General features: G+C 72.1%; 4 protein-coding genes (1 of these 4 running past the window's edge). 2 read left to right on the forward strand and 2 right to left on the reverse strand.

Annotation, left to right across the window (positions count from 1 at the left end):
• Both BM43_RS33985 and BM43_RS41035 read right to left on the reverse strand, forming a co-directional pair.
• Nucleotides 1-11,090: the 5' portion of a hybrid non-ribosomal peptide synthetase/type I polyketide synthase gene (locus BM43_RS33985; protein WP_045577501.1), read on the reverse strand. 10,261 nt of this gene lie to the left of the window's left edge; 11,090 of the gene's 21,351 nt are visible here — the first part of the coding sequence; the start codon lies at nt 11,088-11,090; its stop codon lies beyond the left edge, outside the window.
• Nucleotides 11,091-11,240: 150 nt separating this feature from the next.
• Complete coding sequence (locus BM43_RS41035; protein ID WP_144417722.1) at nt 11,241-11,708, reverse strand: hypothetical protein; 468 nt, start codon at nt 11,706-11,708, stop codon at nt 11,241-11,243.
• A gap of 1,090 nt (nt 11,709-12,798) precedes the next feature.
• Between BM43_RS41035 and BM43_RS33995 the strand changes: the two genes are divergently transcribed.
• Both BM43_RS33995 and BM43_RS34000 read left to right on the forward strand, forming a co-directional pair.
• Nucleotides 12,799-13,674, forward strand: coding sequence for a hypothetical protein (locus tag BM43_RS33995; RefSeq protein ID WP_036051423.1), 876 nt, complete (start codon nt 12,799-12,801; stop codon nt 13,672-13,674).
• A gap of 113 nt (nt 13,675-13,787) precedes the next feature.
• Entirely contained in the window at nt 13,788-20,396 is a 6,609-nt protein-coding gene (locus tag BM43_RS34000; protein WP_052710584.1) for a non-ribosomal peptide synthetase, read from the forward strand.
• Nucleotides 20,397-20,456: the final 60 nt, after the last annotated feature.

Below are 20,456 nucleotides of genomic sequence, written 5' to 3' on the forward strand. Positions count from 1 at the left end.
TCGGCCGGCAGGCGCGTGGCCAGGTGCGCCTTCAGGGCGCCGGCGTCGAGCGCCTCGGGCGCCGTGTAATAGGCCGCCAGGCTGGTCTCGCCGCTGCGCGCGGTACGCGCCACCACGGCCGCCAGCTCGATGCCGCCATGCGCGTACAGCGCGTTCTCGATCTCCTCGGCCTCGACGCGCACGCCGCGCACCTTGAGCTGCGAATCGAGCCGGCCCAGCACGCGCAGCGTGCCGTCCTCCAGCCACATCGCGAGGTCGCCGCTGCGATAGACCACCTCGCCGCGCGCCAGTCCCGCTCCGTCGAACAGGTCGCGCACGAACACCTGCGCGGTCCGCTCCGGCTGGCGGTAGTAGCCGAGCGTGCCCCAGGCGGTACGCAGCCACAGCTCGCCGCTCATGCCCGGCGGGCAGATCTGCCGGTTTGCATCGAGCACGATCGCGCGCGTGCCCGCCATCGGACGGCCCACCGGAATGAAGTCGCGTTCGGCATCGCCGGCCGTGACGCGATGGAAGCAGCGCACCAGGGTGGTTTCGGTCGCGCCGTAGAGGTTGACGAGCTGCACGCGCTCGCCGAACACCGCCTGCCAGCGCCGCACGTCGTTCGGCAGCAGCGGCTCGCCCGACATCAGCACATGGCCCAGCGCCGGCAGTTGCTCGGCGCGTTCGAGCAGCGGCAGCCAGGTGCGGAACACGGCCGGCACGGTATGCACCAGCGAGATCCGCTCGGCCTCCAGCCAGGCCAGCAGCGCCTGCGGCTCCAGATCTCGGGTGGGCCTGGGCGGCAGGCACAGCGTGCCGCCCGCGCACAGCGGCACCAGGATGTCGCGCAGGCTGGCGTCGAAGCTCAGCGAGGCGAGCTGGCTGGCGCGCAGCGTGGCGTCGAGGCCGAACTCGTCGATTTCCCAGTCGACGAACTGCGCCAGGCTGTCGGCGCGGCCGACGATCGGCTTGGGTTCGCCGGTCGAGCCGGAGGTGAAGAACAGGTAGGCCGGCGCACCGGCTTCGGCGGGCGCGTCCTCGTTCGTGTCCCGCGCAGCCGCCGCGTCCTCGGCATCGACCGGCAGCGACACGAGCTGCCAGGCCGCCGGCAGCGCGCGCTCGGGCGGCGCGCCCCACAGCGCGAGCCTGATCGGGCGCTCGCCGTGCAGTTCGAGCAGGCGATCGAGCGAGAGCGCATCGGCCACCCACAGCGCCGGGCCGGCCGCCTCGCTCATCGCGCGCTGGCGCGCCAGCGGCTCGCGCACCGAGAACGGCGCGGCGATCGCGCCGGCCCGCAAGGCGGCCAGCAGGCCGACCACGTGCTGCGCGCGGTCTTCGCCCAGCAGCGCCACCACCTCGCCGCGACGCAGGCCGAGCGCCTCGCGCCAGGCCCGACTGGCGGCGCCGGCGCGGCCCCACAGGCCGCGATAGTCGAGCACGCCCTGCGCGCTCTCCAGCGCCGGATGCGCGGGCGCGCGCCGCACTTGCGCGGCGATGCGCGACACCAGCGAGGGCACCGAATCGCCCCCCGCGCGAGTGGCCTCCAGCGGCTCGACGAAGCGCAGGTAGCGGCCGGCGAGCCGGCCCGGCTCGGCGAACAGCGCGTAGTCGTCGATCGGGCGCCGCGAGTCGGCCAGCACCTGGTCGAGCAGCGACACCAGCTCGTCGACCAGGTACTCGACGCTCGACGCCTGCCACAGCCCTTCGCGGTAATGACAGGCCAGCCGCAGCTCGCCCCCCTGCTCGGCGGCATACAGCTCGAGCTCGGCCTTCATGTCGAGCGCCCCGCTCCAGACCTGCTCCTCGGCCTCGGCCGCGCCCTGGTAGTTGAGCACGTTGAGCATCACCGGCGTGACCGGGAAGGCATTGCGCACGCGCGCCGGGCGCAGTTCCTCCAGCAACTGCTCGAACGGGTAGTCCTGGTGTTCGAGGCCGTCGAACACGGTCATGCGCGCGGCGCGCAGCAGCGCGTCGAAACGCGCGCCCGGCTCGACGCGGTGGCGCATCAGCACGGTATTGAGGAAGAAGCCGATCAGCCGCTCGGTGCCGGGATGCACGCGCGCGCCCACCGGCGAGGCGATCACCACGTCGCGCTGGCCCGTCATGCGCGCCAGCCAGGCCGCCACGGCCGCCTGCAGGAACATGAACAGGGTGCAGTGATGGGCGCGCGCGAGCGCCTGCAGGCGAGCGTGACGCTCGCCGCCGATCACGCGCTCGATGCGCGCGCCGGCCGCCGGCGTGGCGGGCGTGAGCGGCCGGTCGAACGGCAGGTCCAGCACCGGCAGCGGCGCGGCCAGCTGGCGGTGCCAGTAGTCGCGCGCGGCGTGGTCGGCCGAGGCCAGCTGCTCGCGCTGGGCCGCCGCGTAGTGGCGGTACTGCATCGCCAGCGGCGGCAGCGGATCGGCGGCGCCCGCGGCGGCGGCCGTCATCAGCGCGGTGACTTCCTCCTGCAGCAGCACCGCCGAGGCGCCGTCGGCGACGATCTCGTGCATGCACCAGAGCAGTTGCTGGCCGCCATCGGGCAGCGCCACGCGCAGCGCGCGGAACAGCGGGCCATGCTCCAGATCGAAGGGCTCGGCCGCGAGTTCGGCGAGCCAGGCTTGCACGTCGGCGGCGCTGCGTGCCTCGCGCGTCTCGACACGCAGCTCGCGCGCCGCGCCCACTCGCTGCACCACCTCGTCGTCGCGCTGCGCGAAGCTGGTGCGTAGCACCTCGTGGCGCGCCACGATGCGCGTCAGCGCCTGGTCGAGCACCCGCGGCGCGACGCCGGCGGGCAAGGCCACGATCGCGCAGATGTTGTGCGCGCAATTGCGCGCGTCGCGCTGGTGGTCGAGCCAGAGCCAGCGCTGGGCCGTCGAGACGGGCCAGGTCCGGTCGTCGGTTTCGCTCCCTGCTTCGTGCCCGGCGGTGGTCGTTTCGAGCGCGGCGGCCGGCGCCGCTTCGCCCGCTCCCGCCGTTGCCGCCACTTCGGCGGCCTCGGCGAGCTCGACGGCGGCCTGCGCCACGCATTCGCGCAACTGCTGCAGATACGGCAGCTGCGCCTCGACACGATGCGCGTCGACGCCGAAATCGATGAAGCAGCCGATCTCGTCCACGCCGATCGCGACCAGCCCGGCGACGATCCGCGCGCAGGATTCGGGATCGCCGATCAGCGCGCTGGAGCTCACGTAGCGCTCGTAGGCGGCCGACAGCAGGTAGGCCTCGTCCTCGGGCTTCAGCTCGCCGTCGATCTGCATGCCGAGCGCGCGCGCCATGTTGCGGAACAGCCCCACCGAGGACTTCAGGTAGGCCAGGAACGGCTCGCGGGCCTCGCGTCGCGCGGCCTCGCGATCCGGCCCGACGAAGGTATGCAGCAGCACGGTGACGCGCGCGGCGCGCGGATCGTGGCCGTGCTCGGCCAGCGCCTGGCGGTACAGGGCGATATTGCGGGCCAGTTCCTCGAGGCTCTGCCCCATCAGGTTGGTCAGGATGCCCGCGCCGAGTTCGGCCGCCTTGCGATAGGTATCGGGATTGCCGACCACGGTCACCCAGACCGGCAGTTGCTTGCGCCCCGGCAGCGGGTAGACGCTGGCGGCGAACGGCTGGCCCGAGCCGTCGGGCAGTTGCAGCGCCTGGCCGGCCCACAGCTGGCGGACCTGGTCGAGCCGCTCGAAGGTCAGCTCGCGGTGGCGGCCGAAGGCTTCGGGCGCGAACACGAAATCGTTCGGGTGCCAGCCCGAGGCGACCGCGATGCCGACCCGGCCGCCCGACAGGTTGTCGACCACCGCCCATTCCTCGGCCACGCGCACCGGATGATGCAGCGGCAGCACCACGCTGCCGGCGCGCAGCTCGATATGGCGCGTCTCGCGCGCCAGCGCGGCGGCCAGCACCGAGGGATTCGGCGAGAGCCCGCCGAAGGCGTGGAAATGGCGCTCGGGCAGCCACAGCGCGGCGAAGCCTTGCTGGTCCGCGAAGCGCGCCGCGGCGAACAGCAGGTCGTACTTGCCGCGCTGGTAGGCGGCATCGTAGGTGCCGAAAAAGGACAGGCTGAAGTCCGGCACGCGCGCGCCGGCCGCCTCGATCGCGCCGCCGGCGGCGTGCGCGGCCGTGGCCGCGAGCGCCGTGCCGGCGGTTGCCGTCTCGGCCCGCGCGGCGGCCGGCGCCGGCGCCTGGGCCGGTACGGCGCGGCGCCCGCCCGGGGGCGGCGGCAGCGGCGTCGCGTCGGGGAAGAAGCCGGCCGCCACCAGCGCGCGCGCGCTGGCCTCGAAACCCGCGTAGATCGCGTCCACGTCCGCCTCGCTGTGCGCGTCGGACAGGTACATGGTGCGGCCTTCCCACACGTACAGCCCGTTGGCGAGCAGGTGATAGCAGAACAGGTCGAGGTTGTGCAGGCAGTGCAGGCGGAACAGCGAGCCGCAGTTGACCATCTGCATCGGCAGCCGATGCGTGGTGAACAGCCGGTTCAGGCGCGCCACCAGCGCGTCGGTGCGGCGGTTCAGGCTGGCCTGCAGCTCCGGGCCGCGCTCGATCAGGCGCCGCAGCACGGCATGGGTGGCGGCCAGCGCCAGCGGATGCTTGCTGAAGGTGCCGGCGAAGAAGGTGGTGTCGGCGCTCGCGCCGGCGCCGGGCGCGGTGCCGCCGTCGATGCCGTTCATGTGCGCCGCGTCGCCCGCGACGATGCCGATCGGCATGCCGCCGCCCACCGCCTTGCCATAGGCCACCAGGTCGGCGCGCACCTCGAACCAGGCCTGCGCGCCGCCGGGATGGAGGCGGAAGCCGGTGATCATCTCGTCGAAGATCAGGGCGATGCCCAGCTCGCTGGTGAGCGCGCGCAGCCGCTGCAGGAACTCGCGCGGCTGCAGCTCGGGCCGGCGGCTCTGCACCGGCTCGACCAGCACCGCCGACAGTTCGTGCGCGTGCTCGCGGATCATCCGCAGCGCATGCTCCGAGCCGTATTCGAGCACCAGCGCCTGCTCGCCGCTGCCGGTCTGCAGGCCCGGCGCCGCCGCCACCGCGTAGGGGTCGCGCTCGGGGTCGGCGGCCACCAGCATGCCGTCGGCCCAGCCGTGGTACGAGCCGGTGAACTGGGCGATCTTCGGGCGGCCGTTGCGGGTGCGCGCCAGGCGCACCGCCAGCATCACCGCCTCGGTGCCGGAATTGCAGAAGGCCACGCGCTCCATGCCGGTCAGCTCGCGGATCATCCGCGCGATCTCGCCGGCCAGCGGCGATTGCGGCCCCAGGTGCATGCCGCGCGCCAGTTGCGCGCTGATCGCCTCGCGCACGAAGGGCGCGCCATGGCCGAACAGCGAGACGCCGAAGCCCATCGCCAGGTCGACGTAGCGGTTGCCGTCCAGGTCGACCAGCTGCGCGCCCTCCGAATGCTCGGCCACCACCGGGTAGAACAGCTCGCTCAGCGACATCGGCAGGATCGGGTCCTTGGCCGAGAAGCGGAAGCCGGCCAGCGCGCGGTAATCGGCGATCACCTCGCGATACTGGCTCGCATGCGCCTTCGAGGCCGCCGTGCGGCGCGCGAGATCGGCGACGAAGCCTTGCAGGTAGGCGCGCTGCGGCGCGGCCAGCGCGGCATAGGGATCGTGGCCGAGGCGCGGCGCGGCCGGCGCGGGAGCCGGAGCCGAAGCCGAAGCCGGCTGCCGCGGCGCGGCGGCGGCAGGCGCGGCCAGCGCGCTCGGGGCCGAGGCCGGCGCGGCGCCGCCCATCAAGGCCAGTTGCGCGCGCATCAGGTCGAGCTGCTGCTCGATCAGCCGTTCGAGCGCGGAGGCGTTGGCGGGCGATGCGGCGGCGGCGGATACGATCGTCGCGCCTGGAGACGGCGCGAGCGCCGATCCGGCAGCGGACGCGGCAACCGCGACGGCCGCGGCGGCCTGCCCCGCCGCGTCCTGCACCACCTGCGCCCCGCCCCAATCCGGCGCCACGTGCCGCTCCAGATGCGCGGCCAGCTCCGCGATGCTGGTCAGTTCCTCGAACAACTGGCGGATCGTCACCGCCACGCCGAAGCGCGTCTCCAGCTGCCGCACCGCCTGCACCAGCACCAGCGAATCGGCGCCGAGTTCGAGCAGGGCCGCGCGCGTGTCGATGCGCGCGGGATCGGTGCGCAGCAGCCCCGCCACCAGTTCGCGCAACTCGGCCTCGATGCGCTCGCGGCGCGCGCCGGGACGCGGCGCCACGACGGCGGTCGAAGCCTGCGACGCGGCTTCGACACGATGCGCGGCGGCGCCGGAAAACGGGCTGTGGAGGGAGGCGGACATGGTCAGGGATTCCGGAGCGGAAGCGGGATCGACGGAAATGGCGGAATGCGGGACAGCGGCCGCCGGTTCGAGCCAGTGGCGGCGGCGGTCGAAGGGATAAGCGGGCAAGCTCACGCGGCGCGGCGGCGCGCCGCGATGCAGCGCGGGCCAATCCGGCTCGCAACCGGCGGCCCACAGCCTCGCCAGCACGCCCAGGCAGTCGCGCGCCTCGGTGGCGCTGCCGGGCGCGGGCATCAGCGCGAGCGCGGGCAGCGCCGCATCGGGCTGCTGCTGCCGGGCAAAGCCCTGCAGCGTGCCGCCGGGGCCGACCTCGAGCAGCAGGGTCGCGTCGCCCAGGCGTTCGCGCAGCGTGGCGAGCCCGTCGGCGAAGCGCACCGGCTCGCGCAGATGGCGCGCCCAGTAGCCGGGATCGACGGCCTCTTCGTCGCGAATCCAGTCGCCTGTCAGGTTCGAGACGAAGGGCAGCGTCGGCGCGCGCAGCGTGATGCGCGACAGCGCCTCGCGCAGCGGCTCGCGGGCCGGCTCCATCATCGCCGAATGGAACGCGTGCGAGACGCGCAGACGGCGACACGGCACGCCGCGCGCCTCGAGCGCGGCCAGCAGCGTGTCGACGCGCGCGCTCTCGCCGGCCACCACGCAGCGCGCCGCGCCGTTTACGGCGGCCAGCGACAGGCCCTCGCCCAGCGATTCGGCCAGCTCGGCCTCGCCGAGCCCGACGCTGGCCATCGCGCCGGCCGGCAGGGCCTGCATCAGGCGGCCGCGCAGCGCGACGATCGCCAGCGCGTCCTCCAGCGAGAACACGCCGGCCAGGCAGGCGGCCACGTATTCGCCGAGGCTATGTCCGATCATCGCGGCGGGCCGGATGCCGAGCCCGATCAGGCAGCGCGCCAGCGCGTAGTCGAGCGCGAACAGCGCCGGCTGGGCCAGTGCCGTCGATTCGAGCCGCGCGGCCGGCGCGGCGTCCTGTCCGGCATCGCCCGGCTCCGGCGCGAACAGCAGCTCGCGCAGGTCGAGGCCGAGATGCGCGGCGAAACCGTCGGCACAGGCATCGAAGGGCGCGCGAAACCCGGGCAGCTCGCGATACAGCCCGCGCGCCATGCCGATACGCTGCGCGCCCTGCCCCGGGAACATGAAGACCGGCACCGGCCGCGCACGCGCATGCGCGAGCTGCTCGACCAGGCGGGCCGGATCGCGGGCCGTCAGCCAGCCGGCGATCTGCTGCGCGTCGTCGGTCGCCGCGCAGACCAGCGCGCGCCGATGCGGCAGCGCGCTGCGGCCGGTCTGCAGGCTGAAGGCCAGCTCGGCCGGCGTGGCGTCGCGCTCGCGCAGGCGCGCGGCGAGCCGGTCGGTCATCCGTTCCAGCGCCTCGGGCGTCTTCGCCGACCACACCAGCAGCGGCGCCACGGCCGGCTCGCAGGCCGGCGCCGGGATCGGCGCGGGCTCGTGCGTTCGCGCCTCGTCGGCCATCTCGGCCGCATCGGCCAGCACCAGGTGCGCGAGCGTGCCGCCGAAACCAAACGAACTCACGCCGGCGAAACGGCGCTTCGCGCGCGGCCAGGCACGCGCCGCGGCGGCGATCTCCAGGCGCGAGCCGTCCAGCGAGCAATGGTGGTTCAGGCGCTGAAAATGCAGTTGCGCGGGCACGCGCTCGTGGCGCATCGACAGCACCGCCTTGATCAGGCTGGCGATGCCGGCGGCCGCTTCCAGGTGCCCCACGTGGGTCTTGACCGAACCGATCACGCAGGGCTCGGGCGGCGTCTCGCCATGCGCGAGCCCATGTTCGACCTGAGGTTCGGCATCGAGCACCTGGCGCAGCGCGTTCAGCTCGACCGGGTCGCCCAGCGCGGTGCCGGTGCCATGCGCCTCGACATGGCCGATCGCGGCCGGCGCCACGCCGGCCTGCGCCAGCGCGCGCCGGATCACGGCGGCCTGCGCCAGGCCGTTGGGCGCGGTCAGGCCGTTGCTGCGCCCGTCCTGCTGCACGGCGGAGCCGAGGATCACGGCATGCACGGTGTCGCCGTCGCGGCGCGCGTCGGACAGGCGCTTGAGCACCACCATCCCGCAACCCTCGCCGCGCACGTAGCCGTTGGCGCCGTCGTCGAAGGCCTTGCAGCGGCCGTCGGGCGACAGCACGCCCGATTCGGCGAAGGCCTCGCTGGTGCGCGTGGAGAGGATCAGGTTCACGCCGCCGGCGATCGCCAGCGTGCTCTCGCCGTCGCGCAGGCTGCGGCAGGCGGCATGCACGGCCACCAGCGAGGACGAACAGGCGGTGTCGATCGCCAGGCTCGGGCCGCGCAGGTCGAGCAGGTAGGACAGGCGGTTGGCCACCACGCTGAAGGCGCCGCCGGTGGTGTCGTAGAGCGAGAGCGCCTCGCCCGAGCCGTGGCGGACCTCGTCGTAGTCGCGGCTCGACACGCCGACGAACACGCCGGCCTGGCTGCCGGCCAGCGAGCCGGCCGCGATGCCGGCATGCTCCAGCGCCTCCCAGGCCACTTCGAGCACCAGGCGCTGCTGCGGGTCGATGTGCGCGGCCTCGACCGGCGCGATGCCGAACAGCTCGCCGTCGAAGCGGTCGACCTCGTCGAGGAAGCCGGCGATGCGCGTGAAGGCGGGCGCGCCGGCGCCGCCGATCGTGCGGAAGCTGCCGGCCGCCAGGCGCGCGGGCGGCACTTCGCGGACCGCGTCGATGCCCTGGTCGAGCAGGCGCCAGAAGGCCTCGGGATCGTCGGCGCCGGGCAGGCGGCAGCCGAGCCCGACGATCGCGATCGGCTCGTCCGGCTCGGGCGTCGCGCGCGCTTCATGCGCCGGCGCGGCCGCCGCCTCGGGCTCGCCGCACAGATGCAGCGCCAGCGCGAGCGGCGACGGGTAATCCCAGAACAAGGTGGGCTCGATCGGCCGGCCGAGCCGGCTCGACAGCGCCTCGGCGGTCTCCACGGCGAGGATCGAATCGACGCCGTGCGAGAAGAAACTCTGGGCCGGGTTGATCGAACGCGCCGGCAGGCCCAGGCGCTGCTCGATGCGCGCGCACAGCCATTCGACGATCCGCGCCGAGGCCGCCGGCGTCGCTGCCGCCTGGTCCGCCCGGTCCGTCGCGAACGGCGCGCGGGCCGGCGGGGGCGTATCCCCGGCGGCGGCGCGCTGGCGCTCGCGACGCGCGAGTTCCGGCAGCGCGCCGCGCTCCAGGTCGTCGCGGCATTGGCGGCGGCGGATCTTGCCGCTGGAGGTGCGCGGCACGCCGCCGGCCTTGAGCAGCACGATCACGGCCGGCTGCACGCCGATCCGCTCGAACACGGCTTCGGCGATCGCACCGAACATCGCCTCCTCGGGCTGCCGACGGAAATCGAGCTCCTGCACCACCACCAGTTGCTCGGCGCCCTCGCCTTCCCGGGTGAAGGCCGCGGCCGCGTCGATGCGCAGGCCGGGGTGGCTGGCGAACGAGGCTTCCTCGACGTCCTGCGGGTAGACGTTGCGCCCGCCGATGATGATCAGGTCCTTGATGCGCCCGCTGACGAACAACTGGCCGTCGTGCAGGAAGCCGAGATCGCCGGTGCGCATGTAGGCGGTGCCGCTCGCGTCGCCTTCCAGGCGCGCGCCGAATGCTTCCGCGCTGGCTTCCGGCTTGCCCCAGTAGCCGGCCGCGACGTTCTCGCCGGCCACCCAGATCTCGCCGATGCCGCCCTCGGCCAGCTCGATGCCGCGCTCGGGATCAACGATGCGCAACTCGCGCGTGACCGGCGCGCCGGCGGCCACCAGCGTCTTGTCCGGCTGGTCCTCGTGGGTGCCCAGCAGCGGACCCGCGCCGCGCCGCGAGGACGACACCATCAGGGTGGCTTCCGCCAGGCCGTAGCAGGTCAGGAAGGCCTCGCGGCGGAAGCCGCTGGCGGCGAAGGCCTCGGCGAAGCGATCGAGCGTGCGCGGGCGCACCGGCTCGGCGCCGCAATAGGCGGCCACCCAGCTCGACAGGTCGAGCCCGGCGCGCTGGGCCTCGCCGATGCGCTCCACGCACAGGTCGTAGGCGAAGTTGGGCGCGCCCGAATGCGTGACGCGATAGCGGCCGATCGCGTCGAGCCAGGCGAGCGGATTGCGCAGGAACGCGTTGGGCGACATCACCACGGAATGGATGCCCAGGTACAGCACCTGCAGCAGGCCGCCGATCAGGCCCATGTCGTGGTACGGCGGCAGCCAGGTCGCGCCGACGCTGTCGGCGTCCAGCGAGAACGCGGCCTGGATCAGCTCGGCGTCGCCGACCAGGTTGCGATGGGTGATCATCACGCCCTTGGGCGTGCCGGTCGACCCTGAGGTGTACTGAAGGAAGGCGACATCGTCATGACGGGCGTGATGGAGCGTGCTGTCCTGCAACACCTGGCTCGCATGCGAATCGAGCGAGGTTTCGAGCCAGCCCTCGCAATCCACCAGCTTGCGCATCGCCTCGGCCTCGCCCGGCGAGGTCATCGCCAGCGCGGGCGAGCAGTCGCGCAGGATCGCGGCGATCCGCTCCGAGCCGCGCCGGTTGCGCGGCGGATAACAGGGCACCGCGATCACGCCGGCCAGCAGGCAGCCGAGGAAGGCGCTCAGGTAATCGGCGCCGGGCTGGTAGAACAGCACGGCGCGCGAGCCCGGTTCGGCACGTTCGGCGATCGCGGCGGCGATGCCACGCGCCGCCTCATACATTTCGGAGTACGTGGTATTACGTAGATCACCGTCGCCGAGCCAGATGAACGCGAGTTTGTCCGGATGCGCCAGGGCGCGGGCCGCGAAGATCTCCGGAAAGGTCCGCTCCGGCGCGCTTGACGGCGCGCCTGCCGGGGCGGACAGGGCGTCCGGTCGTGCTGATGATGTAGCGATGCCGCGCACCCTTTGCTTCATGGTGTCTCCAGTGTCGTCACGGCCGGCCAGCCGTGCGTCCCGCGTTGTCTTTCATCGATGCGGCCGGCGCCGTGGTTCCGGCGCCGTGCCGCCCTGCTCCTGATCCGGCGACACGCTCGCGAGCGTGTCGCCCGCCCCGCCGCGCCCGGCTCAGCTGACCATCAGGTTCGCGCTGAACGAGCGCAAGGCCTGCTCGCAGCGCGCCAGGGTCGCCTCGCGCCCGAACACCTGCATGCTCGCGAACGGATCGAGCGGTGACGGACCGAACAGCATCCAGCAACTGCAGATCATCTCGGCATGCCGCGCGCCCAGGCCATGCAGGCTCGCCACGCGCATCGCGGCCGAGCGCAGCCCGGCCGCCCGCCACTCGGCCAGGCTCGCGAATTCGTCCAGCAGCGTGCTCATGAAGGCCACGGTTTCACGCGGATCCGGAGAAATCGCATGCAATAAGGCCTGGGCCCGGAATGGCGGCTGGCGAGTCAGCAATGGCCATAGACGGTCGGTTATTTCGTCTCGATCGAGACCCGCCGCATAAGCCAGCTCAATCAGCTCGTCGCTAAGCAGGACAGTGCGCACATGCGCCCTGAGGTCTTCGGCAAACCGTGACTTGCTGCGCATGCTTTTCCTTTGAACCTGATACCCGGCATTCGGGCAATGCTCAGCGAAAAATCAACTGCTTTAAAAGTCTTTCGTCCGCGATGTCAAAATGACATTCCGATGGCTTCGATTTTGTTTCATATGCATATCGTGCCCGCGCCAATTCGGTAACAAGGTTGTTCGGGCCGGAACCATTCGGAAATTCCGACATTGCTTCGCATACCGACCAGTCTCTCCGGACCCGCCCCGACCGCCAGGAGAGCCCTTCCACAAAGGCTCTCGCGCACGTGGAATGCCGTGCTCGGCGCGACTTCGCACCGGCTTCGCGCATGGCGGAACCGTCGCCGGCCGGTCTCGATCATCCCTGCCACGCACACAATCCATTGCTTGATTTCGGCAGGATTGTAGTTCAAACTTTTGCTCACGTTAAGAGAATTTGTTCCGAGACATTTCGACCGATAAAGATCCGTACCCGCGAAGTCGACGTAAAAGAATACGTGTGGAGAATCAGGGTTTTCGAGCGTAGCGAAATTGCTTCCTTGCTTGAATCAATGAATTGTGACAATGGTGTGGCCTGACGTCCGTAACTCTTTTTGATTTGCGGCATTCAGCCCGTTTTCCTTGTCAGGCCTGACTCCGGCACGTGCTTCCCAAATAGCGGGCAAGCGGTGATTCCGGCAATACGCACGACAACAGACAACGCGCGATTCGCGCGGCCCGGCACGCCCGGCGCATGAGAGAGACGAGGCAGGAGAACATGAAACCGAGCGTCCCGTTGACGAACCTGAGAGCCCCGACGATCGATCTTCCAGGACAGGCCGCCGGCCTTCCGGCGCGGCGCTCGACGCCGGCTGCCTGATTCGACGGCGCGCATCCGCGCATGTGCCGCGCGTGGCGACACGCACCTTCATTCCCATCGCTGTTGGCGGGTTCGATTCGCACGAACACGCATGGCTTCGCTTCGCCGACGCGCGCCGGGCCGAGCCACCGGAAACTGATCTGACGTCCTGAAAACTGGAATTGGTCCATGGAAAAAAATGGCGGCCCGCATCTCATCGCTGAGGATACCTCACGACTTGAAGCACGCGAGCATGAAACGGTCCCGCAGTCGGTGGCATTTGCCATCGAGGCGCTCAGGCGCGACAACGTCGCGCTGCTGCGCGGCGTCGAGCAGGACGATGCGGACGACGTGATGTACCAAGTGGCCGGCGGCTTCGATTTGTCGGACCAGCTCGAGATCCAGGCCGGCTTCGCCGATTTCCGCGGCCATCGCAAGCGCGCCACGCGGTTCTTCATGACGGTCAACACGCGCGGCGACTACCAGGTGATCCCCGCCCATTCCGAGGGCTCGCACAGCATCGGCATGCAGCTCGCCGGCTTCTACTGCTTCGAGAACAGTACCGACGGCGGCGAGTCGATCCTGATGAACGTGGCCCCCGACAGCGCCGCCTGGCAGCAGGTGCGCGAGCTGACCCACCGCGGTATCGCGCGGGACGGCCCGCTCACGCGCGAGGCCAGTCTGCGCGCGCGCGCCACGTATGGGATCGAAACCACCTCCACCGCGCTCGACGAGGGCGATCAGGTGCTGGCCACGCTGGACAGCACGATCCCCGGGCTCGAGGTGCATCGCGTGCTGGCGCGCGCCCGGCCGGTGCACGGCAGGATCCTCGGGCGCGAGCAATACGCCTACTGGGACAGCATCGCCAGTTACGACTTCGATGCCGGCGAGGCCTTTATCGAACTGCTGCGATCGAATCGAATACTCAGGAATGCTCAAGTTGCGCTCGGCGTCGAGGCGCTCGACAACGCCTACGAGCGGCGCGTGTGGCGCTCGGGCGTCGATTACGCCGCGCTGTTCCGCTGCAAGCTGACGGCGCGGCTCGCGCCCGGCGAGCTGCTGATCCAGAACAACGTGAGCTGGACCCACGCCACCTGCAACTGGACGCCCGGCTCGGGCGTGAGGCGCGTGGTCGCCGCGTTCGCGTGAAGCGTCGAACCCTGCCCTGACCAGGCGGCCGGCAAGCAAGCCAGGGAAGCAGGCAAACAATCGGCCGGCAACGGGCCATCGAGATACCGATAGCGAGACAAAGGTCACGAGACATGACGAATGCCCTCCCCCTGTCCGACGCCAAGCAGGTGCTGCTCGACCGCTGGCTCAAGGGACAGGCGAAGCAGCCCCGGCGCGATGCGATCCTGCCGCGCGCCGAGCGCGGCGCGGCTGCGCCGCTGTCGTTCGCGCAGCAGCGCCTGTGGTTCCTCGACCAGCTCGACCCCGAGAGCGCCTTCTACAATATTCCCGCCGCGCTGCGCCTGCGGGGCCGGCTCGACGTGGTGGCGCTGTCGCGCACCTTCGACGAGATCGTGCGGCGCCACGAGATCCTGCGCACGCGCTTCCCCGCAGTGGACGGCGCGCCCACGCAGGTGGTCGAGCCGCCTTGCGCCACGGGTTTCGCGCTCGACAGCGAGCTGCTCGACCTGAGCGAGTTGGCCGCCGACGAATGCGACGCGGCCACCCGCCGGCTCGCCGAGGAGCAAGCGCGGGCGCCCTTCGATCTCGCATCGGGGCCACCGATCCGCGTCACGCTGATCCGCCACGGCGAGACCGAGCACGTGCTGTTGCTCACGCTGCACCATATCGTTTCCGACGGCTGGTCCACCGGCGTGCTGGTGGGCGAGATCGTCGGGATCTACACGGCCTTCTCGTCGGGCCGGCCCTCGCCGCTGCCCGAACTGGCGATCCAGTACGCGGATTTCGCGGCCTGGCAGCGCGGCTGGCTCGACGGCGCGGTGCTGCAGAACCAGATCGACTACTGGCTCGCGCAGCTCGATCCGCCGCCGGAGCTGCTGCGGCTGCCGACCGATTTCCCTCGCCCGGCCGCGCCGCGCCACCGCGGCGACACGGTGCCGCTCGAGATCGCGCCAGCCACGCTGGCCGGCCTGAACGAGCTCGCGCGCCGCCACCAGGCCAGCCTGTTCATGGTGGTGGCCGCCGCCTTCGACGTGCTGCTGGCGCGCTACACCGGGCAGCAGGAGATCAGCATCGGCACCGCCATCGCCAATCGCGGCCGCAACGAGATCGCGCCGCTGATCGGGTTCTTCGTCAACACCCTGGTGCTGCGCAGCCGCGTGGACCAGGCGGCCAGCTTCGAGACCCTGCTCGCGCAGGTACGCGCCACCACGCTCGACGCCTATGCGAACCAGGACGTGCCCTTCGAGCGGCTGGTCGAGCTGGTGCGACCCGAGCGCCATCCCGGCCACGCGCCGCTGGTGCAGGCCGCGCTCACGCTGCAGAACACCCCGCATCGCGAACTGAGCCTGCCGGGGCTTGCGCTGGAGCCGATCGAGACGCTGCAGGCGAGTTCGAAGTTCGATCTGTCGGTGCACCTGGGCGAACGCGACGGCCGGCTCGGCGGCGTGATCGAGTACGACAGCGACCTGTTCGCGCGCGCCACCGTCGAGCGCATGGCGCGTCATTTCCTGCGCCTGCTCGATGCCATCGTGGCCGCACCCGCCGCGCGGCTCGACACGCTCGCGATGCAGGATGCGCACGAACTCGACACCCTGCTCAAGGGCTGGAACGACACCGCCCGGCCGCGCCGCGAGCCGCGCCTGATCCACCAGCGCGTCGCTCGACAGGCCGCGCGCGCGCCCGATCACCCCGCCGTGCAGTTCGGCGACACCGTGCTCGGCTACGGCGAGCTCGACGCGCGCGCCAACCGGCTCGCGCAACTGCTGCGCCAGCGCGGCATCGGCGCCGAGGCGCTGGTGGGCCTGTGCCTGCCGCGCTCGCCGGAGCTGATCGTGGCGATGCTCGCCGTCCTCAAGGCGGGCGCCGCCTACGTGCCGCTCGATCCGGCTTATCCCGCCGAGCGCCTGGCCTGGATCGTCGAGGATTCGCGCGGTGCGCTGGTGCTCACGCATCGCGAGCTGGCGCCCCGGCTGCCGGCCGGCTGCCGCGTGCTCGCGCTCGACGACGAGCGCGCCGCCCTGGACGACGCGCCGGCCGTGCCGCCGCCGGCGGCCATCGCGCCGTCGAGCCTCGCCTATGTGATCTACACCTCGGGCTCGACCGGGCGCCCCAAGGGCGTGCTGCTGCACCACGACGGCCTCTGCAACCTGGTCGACGCGCAGGCCGAGGCCTTCGCGCTCACGCCCGAGCGCCGCGTGCTGCAGTTCGCCTCCTTCAACTTCGACGCCTCGACCTGGGAAATCTTCATGGCGCTGTCGGCCGGCGCCACGCTGTGCATGGCGCCGCGCGAAGCCCTGCTGCCGGGGCGCGATCTCGAAACCACGCTGCGGGCGCTGGAGATCGACACCGCCACGCTGCCGCCGGTGGCGCTCGCCACGCTCGAGCCTGCCGCGCTGCCGAGGCTCGCCACCATCGTGGTGGCCGGCGAGGCCTGCCCCAGCTCGCTGGCCCGCGCCTGGGCCCCCGGGCGACGCTTCTTCAACGCCTATGGCCCCACCGAAACCACCGTCTGCGCGACGATGTTCCACTGCGAGCCGGAACGCATCCGGGACGAACCGGCCGGCTCGCCGCCGATCGGTCGGCCGCTGCCCAACACGCGGGTCTACCTGCTCGACGCGCGGCTTAACCCGGTGCCGCTCGGCGCGGCCGGCGAACTCTACGTGGCGGGCGCGGGCCTCGCGCGCGGCTACCTGAACCGCCCGGATCTGAGCGCCGCGAGCTTCCTGCCCGATCCCTTCGCCGCCGAACCCGGCGCGCGCATGTATCGCACCGGCGATCTGGCGCGCCATCGCGCCGACGGCACGCTCGACTACCTGGGCCGCAACGATGCGCAGCTCAAGCTGCGCGGCTACCGGATCGAGCCGGGCGAAATCGAGGCACAGCTCGAACGCGCCGGCCTCAGCGATCCGGTGGTGATCGTGCGCGAGGACACGCCGGGCCGCGCGCAACTGGTGACCTACCACACCGGCGCCGCGCAGGAGCCGGAAACGCTGCGCGCCCGACTGGCCGAGCGGCTGCCCGAGCACATGGTGCCGGCCGCCTTCGTGGCCCTGCCCGCCCTGCCGCTCACGCCGAACGGCAAGCTCGACCGCGCCGCGTTGCCGGTGCCCGAGCTCAGCGCGCATGCCGCGCGCGAATACGAGGCGCCGGCGGGCGAGACCGAGCTCGCGCTCGCCTCGATCTGGGCCGGCGTGCTGGGCCTCGCGCGCGTCGGCCGGCATGATCAGTTCTTCGAACTGGGCGGGCATTCGCTGCTGGCCACCCAGATGATCTCGCAGGTGCGCCGCGTGTTCGACGCCGAGCTGCCGTTGCGTACCGTGTTCGAGGCGCCCACCCTGGCCGGCTTCGCCGAGCGGCTGCGCGCGCTCGGGGGCGACACTGCCGCGCGCCGTCCGCCGATCGTCGCGAGGGCGCGCCCGGCCGCCCTGCCGCTCTCGTTCGAGCAGCAGCGCATGTGGTTCCTCGATCGCATGCTGCCCGACAAGACGCTCTATCACGTGCCGGTGGCCTTGCGGCTGGACGGCGAGCTCGACACCGCGGCGCTGTTCGGCGCGCTCGAGCGCGTGGTCGAGCGCCACGAGCTGCTGCGCACCAACTACGTGGTGGTGGACGGCACGCCGGCCCAGCAGATCGCCGCGCAAGCCCGGATCGACACGCAGGAACACGACCTGGGCACCCTGCCCGAGGCCGAACGCGAGGCACGCGCCGAGCAACTGGTGCAGGCCGAAACCCGCCGGCCGTTCGACCTGGCGGCCGGCGCGCTGCTGCGCTGCGCCGTGATCCGGCTCGCGCCGCGACAGCATGTGATCGCGCTGAGCACCCACCATATCGCCTTCGACGGCTGGTCCGCCGGGGTGCTGGTACGCGAGCTCGGCGAGCTGTACGCGGCCGCCGTGCAGCGGCGCGAGGCCCGGCTCGCGCCGCTGCCGCTGCAATACGCCGATTTCGCGCTGTGGCAGCGCGACTGGCTGGCCGGCGAGGTACTGGCGCGCAAGCTCGACTACTGGAAGACGCAGCTGGCCGACGCGCCCGCCCTGCTCGAGCTGCCGACCGACCGGCCGCGGCCGGCGGTGCGCAGCCTGCGCGGCGCGGTACACGGCTTCACGGTGCCGGCGGCCACCGCGCGCGGCCTGCGCGAGGCGGCACGGCGCGTGCAGGGCACCCTGTTCATGACGCTGTACGCGGCCTTCGGGCTGCTGCTCTCGCGCCACAGCCGCCAGGCCGACATCTGCATCGGCACGCCGGTCGCCAATCGCGACCAGGCCGAGATCGAGCCGCTGCTGGGCTTCTTCGTCAACACCCTGGTGCTGCGCACCGCGATCGATCCCGACGAGACGGCGCTGTCGCTGCTGCGCCGCGCGCGCGACACGGCGCTGGCCGCCTACGCGCACCAGGACGTGCCCTTCGAGCACCTGGTGGAAGTACTGAACCCGCAGCGCGACACCAGCCACACGCCGCTGTTCCAGGCCATGCTGGTGCTGCAGAACATGGCGCCGGCCGAGCTGGCGCTCGACGGCCTGGCGATCCGCCCGTTCGCAATCGGCCAGGTGAGCGCCAAGCACGACCTGACGCTGAACGTGGTGGAGGACGGCGAGCAATTGCAGTGCTCGTTCGAATACGGCGCGGACCTGTTCGACGCCGCGACCATCGAGCGGATGGCGGGCCACCTGCGACAGTTGCTGGCCGCGCTGGCCAGCCAGCCCGAATGCCGCGTGCGCGAGCTGCCGATGATGGCGGCCGGCGAGCGCGAGGCGGTGCTGGCGGCCAGCGCGCCTCGAGCAGGTTATGTAGTCGAGGGCGGGCTGGCGCAGCGCTTCGAGGCGCAGGCCCGGCGCGCGCCCGAGGCGATTGCGCTGCTGCATGACGGGCAGTCGCTCGCCTACGGCGAACTCGATACGCGCGCCAATCGCATCGCGCAGGCGCTGCGCGAGCGCGGCGTGGGCGCCGATCAACGGGTCGCCCTCTGCGTCGAGCGCGGTTTCGACCTGGTCGCCGGCGTGCTCGGCATCCTCAAGGCCGGCGCCGCCTACGTGCCGCTCGATCCCGCTTATCCGGCCCAGCGCCTGAGCTACATGCTCGACGACAGCGCGCCCGCCGTGCTGCTGACCAGCCAGGCCCTGCTCGACAGCGTCCCCGCGCTGGCGGCGGCCTCCTCGACCTTGTTGCTGGAAAATTGCACGGCCGCCGCGCCCGACGATTTCACCGCCGCGCCCGTGCTGCCCGAGCAGCTCGCCTACGTGATCTACACCTCGGGCTCCACCGGCCAGCCCAAGGGCGTGACCGTCACGCACGCCAACGTGCTGCGCCTGTTCTCGGCCACCCAGGACGCATTCGGCTTCGACCACGACGATGTCTGGACGCTGTTCCATTCCTTCGCCTTCGACTTCTCGGTCTGGGAGATCTGGGGCGCGCTGCTCGCGGGCGGGCGCCTGGTGATCGTGCCCAAGCCGGTGGCGCAGTCGCCGGAAGCCTTCCATGCGCTGCTGGGCGAGACCGGCGTGACGGTGTTGAACCAGACGCCGAGCGCGTTCCGTCAACTGATCGCGGCGCAGCGTGCCAGCAGCGCCACGCACCAGCTTCGTCACGTGATATTCGGCGGCGAGGCGCTCGATCCGGGCATGCTCGCGCCCTGGTACGCGGACCCGCGCAACGCGGCCACGCGGCTCGCGAACATGTACGGCATCACCGAGACCACGGTGCACGTCAGCTACCGGGCGCTGGAGGCCGGCGACGCCGAGCGCGCCGGCAGCCCGATCGGGCGCGCGCTGCCGGACCTGGGCGCCTACCTGCTCGACGAGCGGCGCGAAGCGGTGCCCGAGGGCGTGGCGGGCGAGCTGTACATCGCGGGCGCGGGGCTGGCGCGCGGCTACCTGGGCCGCCCGGCGCTGACGGCCGAGCGCTTCGTGCCGAACCCGTTCGGCGCGCCCGGCTCGCGCCTGTATCGCACCGGCGACCTGGCGCGACGCCTGGCCGACGGCAGCCTCGACTACCTGGGCCGCAACGACGAGCAGGTCAAGATCCGGGGCTTTCGCATCGAACTGGGCGAGATCGCGGCGGCCGTCGCCGCGCTGCCCGGCGTGCGCGAATCGGTGGTGCTGGTGCGCGAGTTCGGCGGCCAGGACGCTGGCGGCGAGCGCGAGGACAGCGACCCCCGGCTGGTCGCCTACGTGGTGCGCGAGCCCGCGGCGGCCGCGGCCGAGGGGGTGGACGAGATCGCCGCCGCGCGCACCGCGCTGGCCGCCAGCCTGCCCGACTACATGGTGCCCGCGCACTTCGTCGAACTCGAGCACCTGCCGCTGACCGCCAACGGCAAGCTCGACCGCCGCGCGCTGCCGATGCCCGACGCGGGCCGCCTGACGCTGCGCTACGAGGCGCCGCAGAACGACATCCAGCAGCGCCTCGCGCAGATCTGGGCCGAACTGCTCAAGGTCGAGCGGGTAGGCATCCACGACAACTTCTTCGACCTGGGCGGCAACTCGCTGTCGATCGTGCGCCTGCACGGCCGGCTGGTGGCGGCCTTCGACGCCCAACTCACGGTGGTCGACCTGTTCCGCCACACCACCGTGGCGCGGCTCGCGCTGAGCCTGAGCGCGCCGCGTCCGGGCATCGGCCGCGCCCATGCCGCCCCGGGCAGCCCGCCCGCGCCCGGCGCCGCGGCGGCCGTGCCCGACCAGGACCGCCAGCGCGGCGCGCAACGCCGCCAGGCGCTGGCCGCCCGGCGCCGCCCCGACGCCTCATGAACCGCAACGCCCTCGACACCCGCATGCCGCGGCTCGCCGCCCCGCGAACGGAACGACAAG

The sequence above is a fragment of the Burkholderia gladioli genome (assembly GCF_000959725.1).
GTDB lineage: Bacteria > Pseudomonadota > Gammaproteobacteria > Burkholderiales > Burkholderiaceae > Burkholderia > Burkholderia gladioli.

Bases quoted from the DNA above. Each gene is read 5' to 3' on its own strand.
- BM43_RS34000 (WP_052710584.1), top strand. From the start codon at position 13,788: ATGACGAATGCCCTCCCCCTGTCCGACGCCAAGCAGGTGCTGCTCGAC.
- BM43_RS41035 (WP_144417722.1), bottom strand. From the start codon at position 11,708: ATGCGCAGCAAGTCACGGTTTGCCGAAGACCTCAGGGCGCATGTGCGC.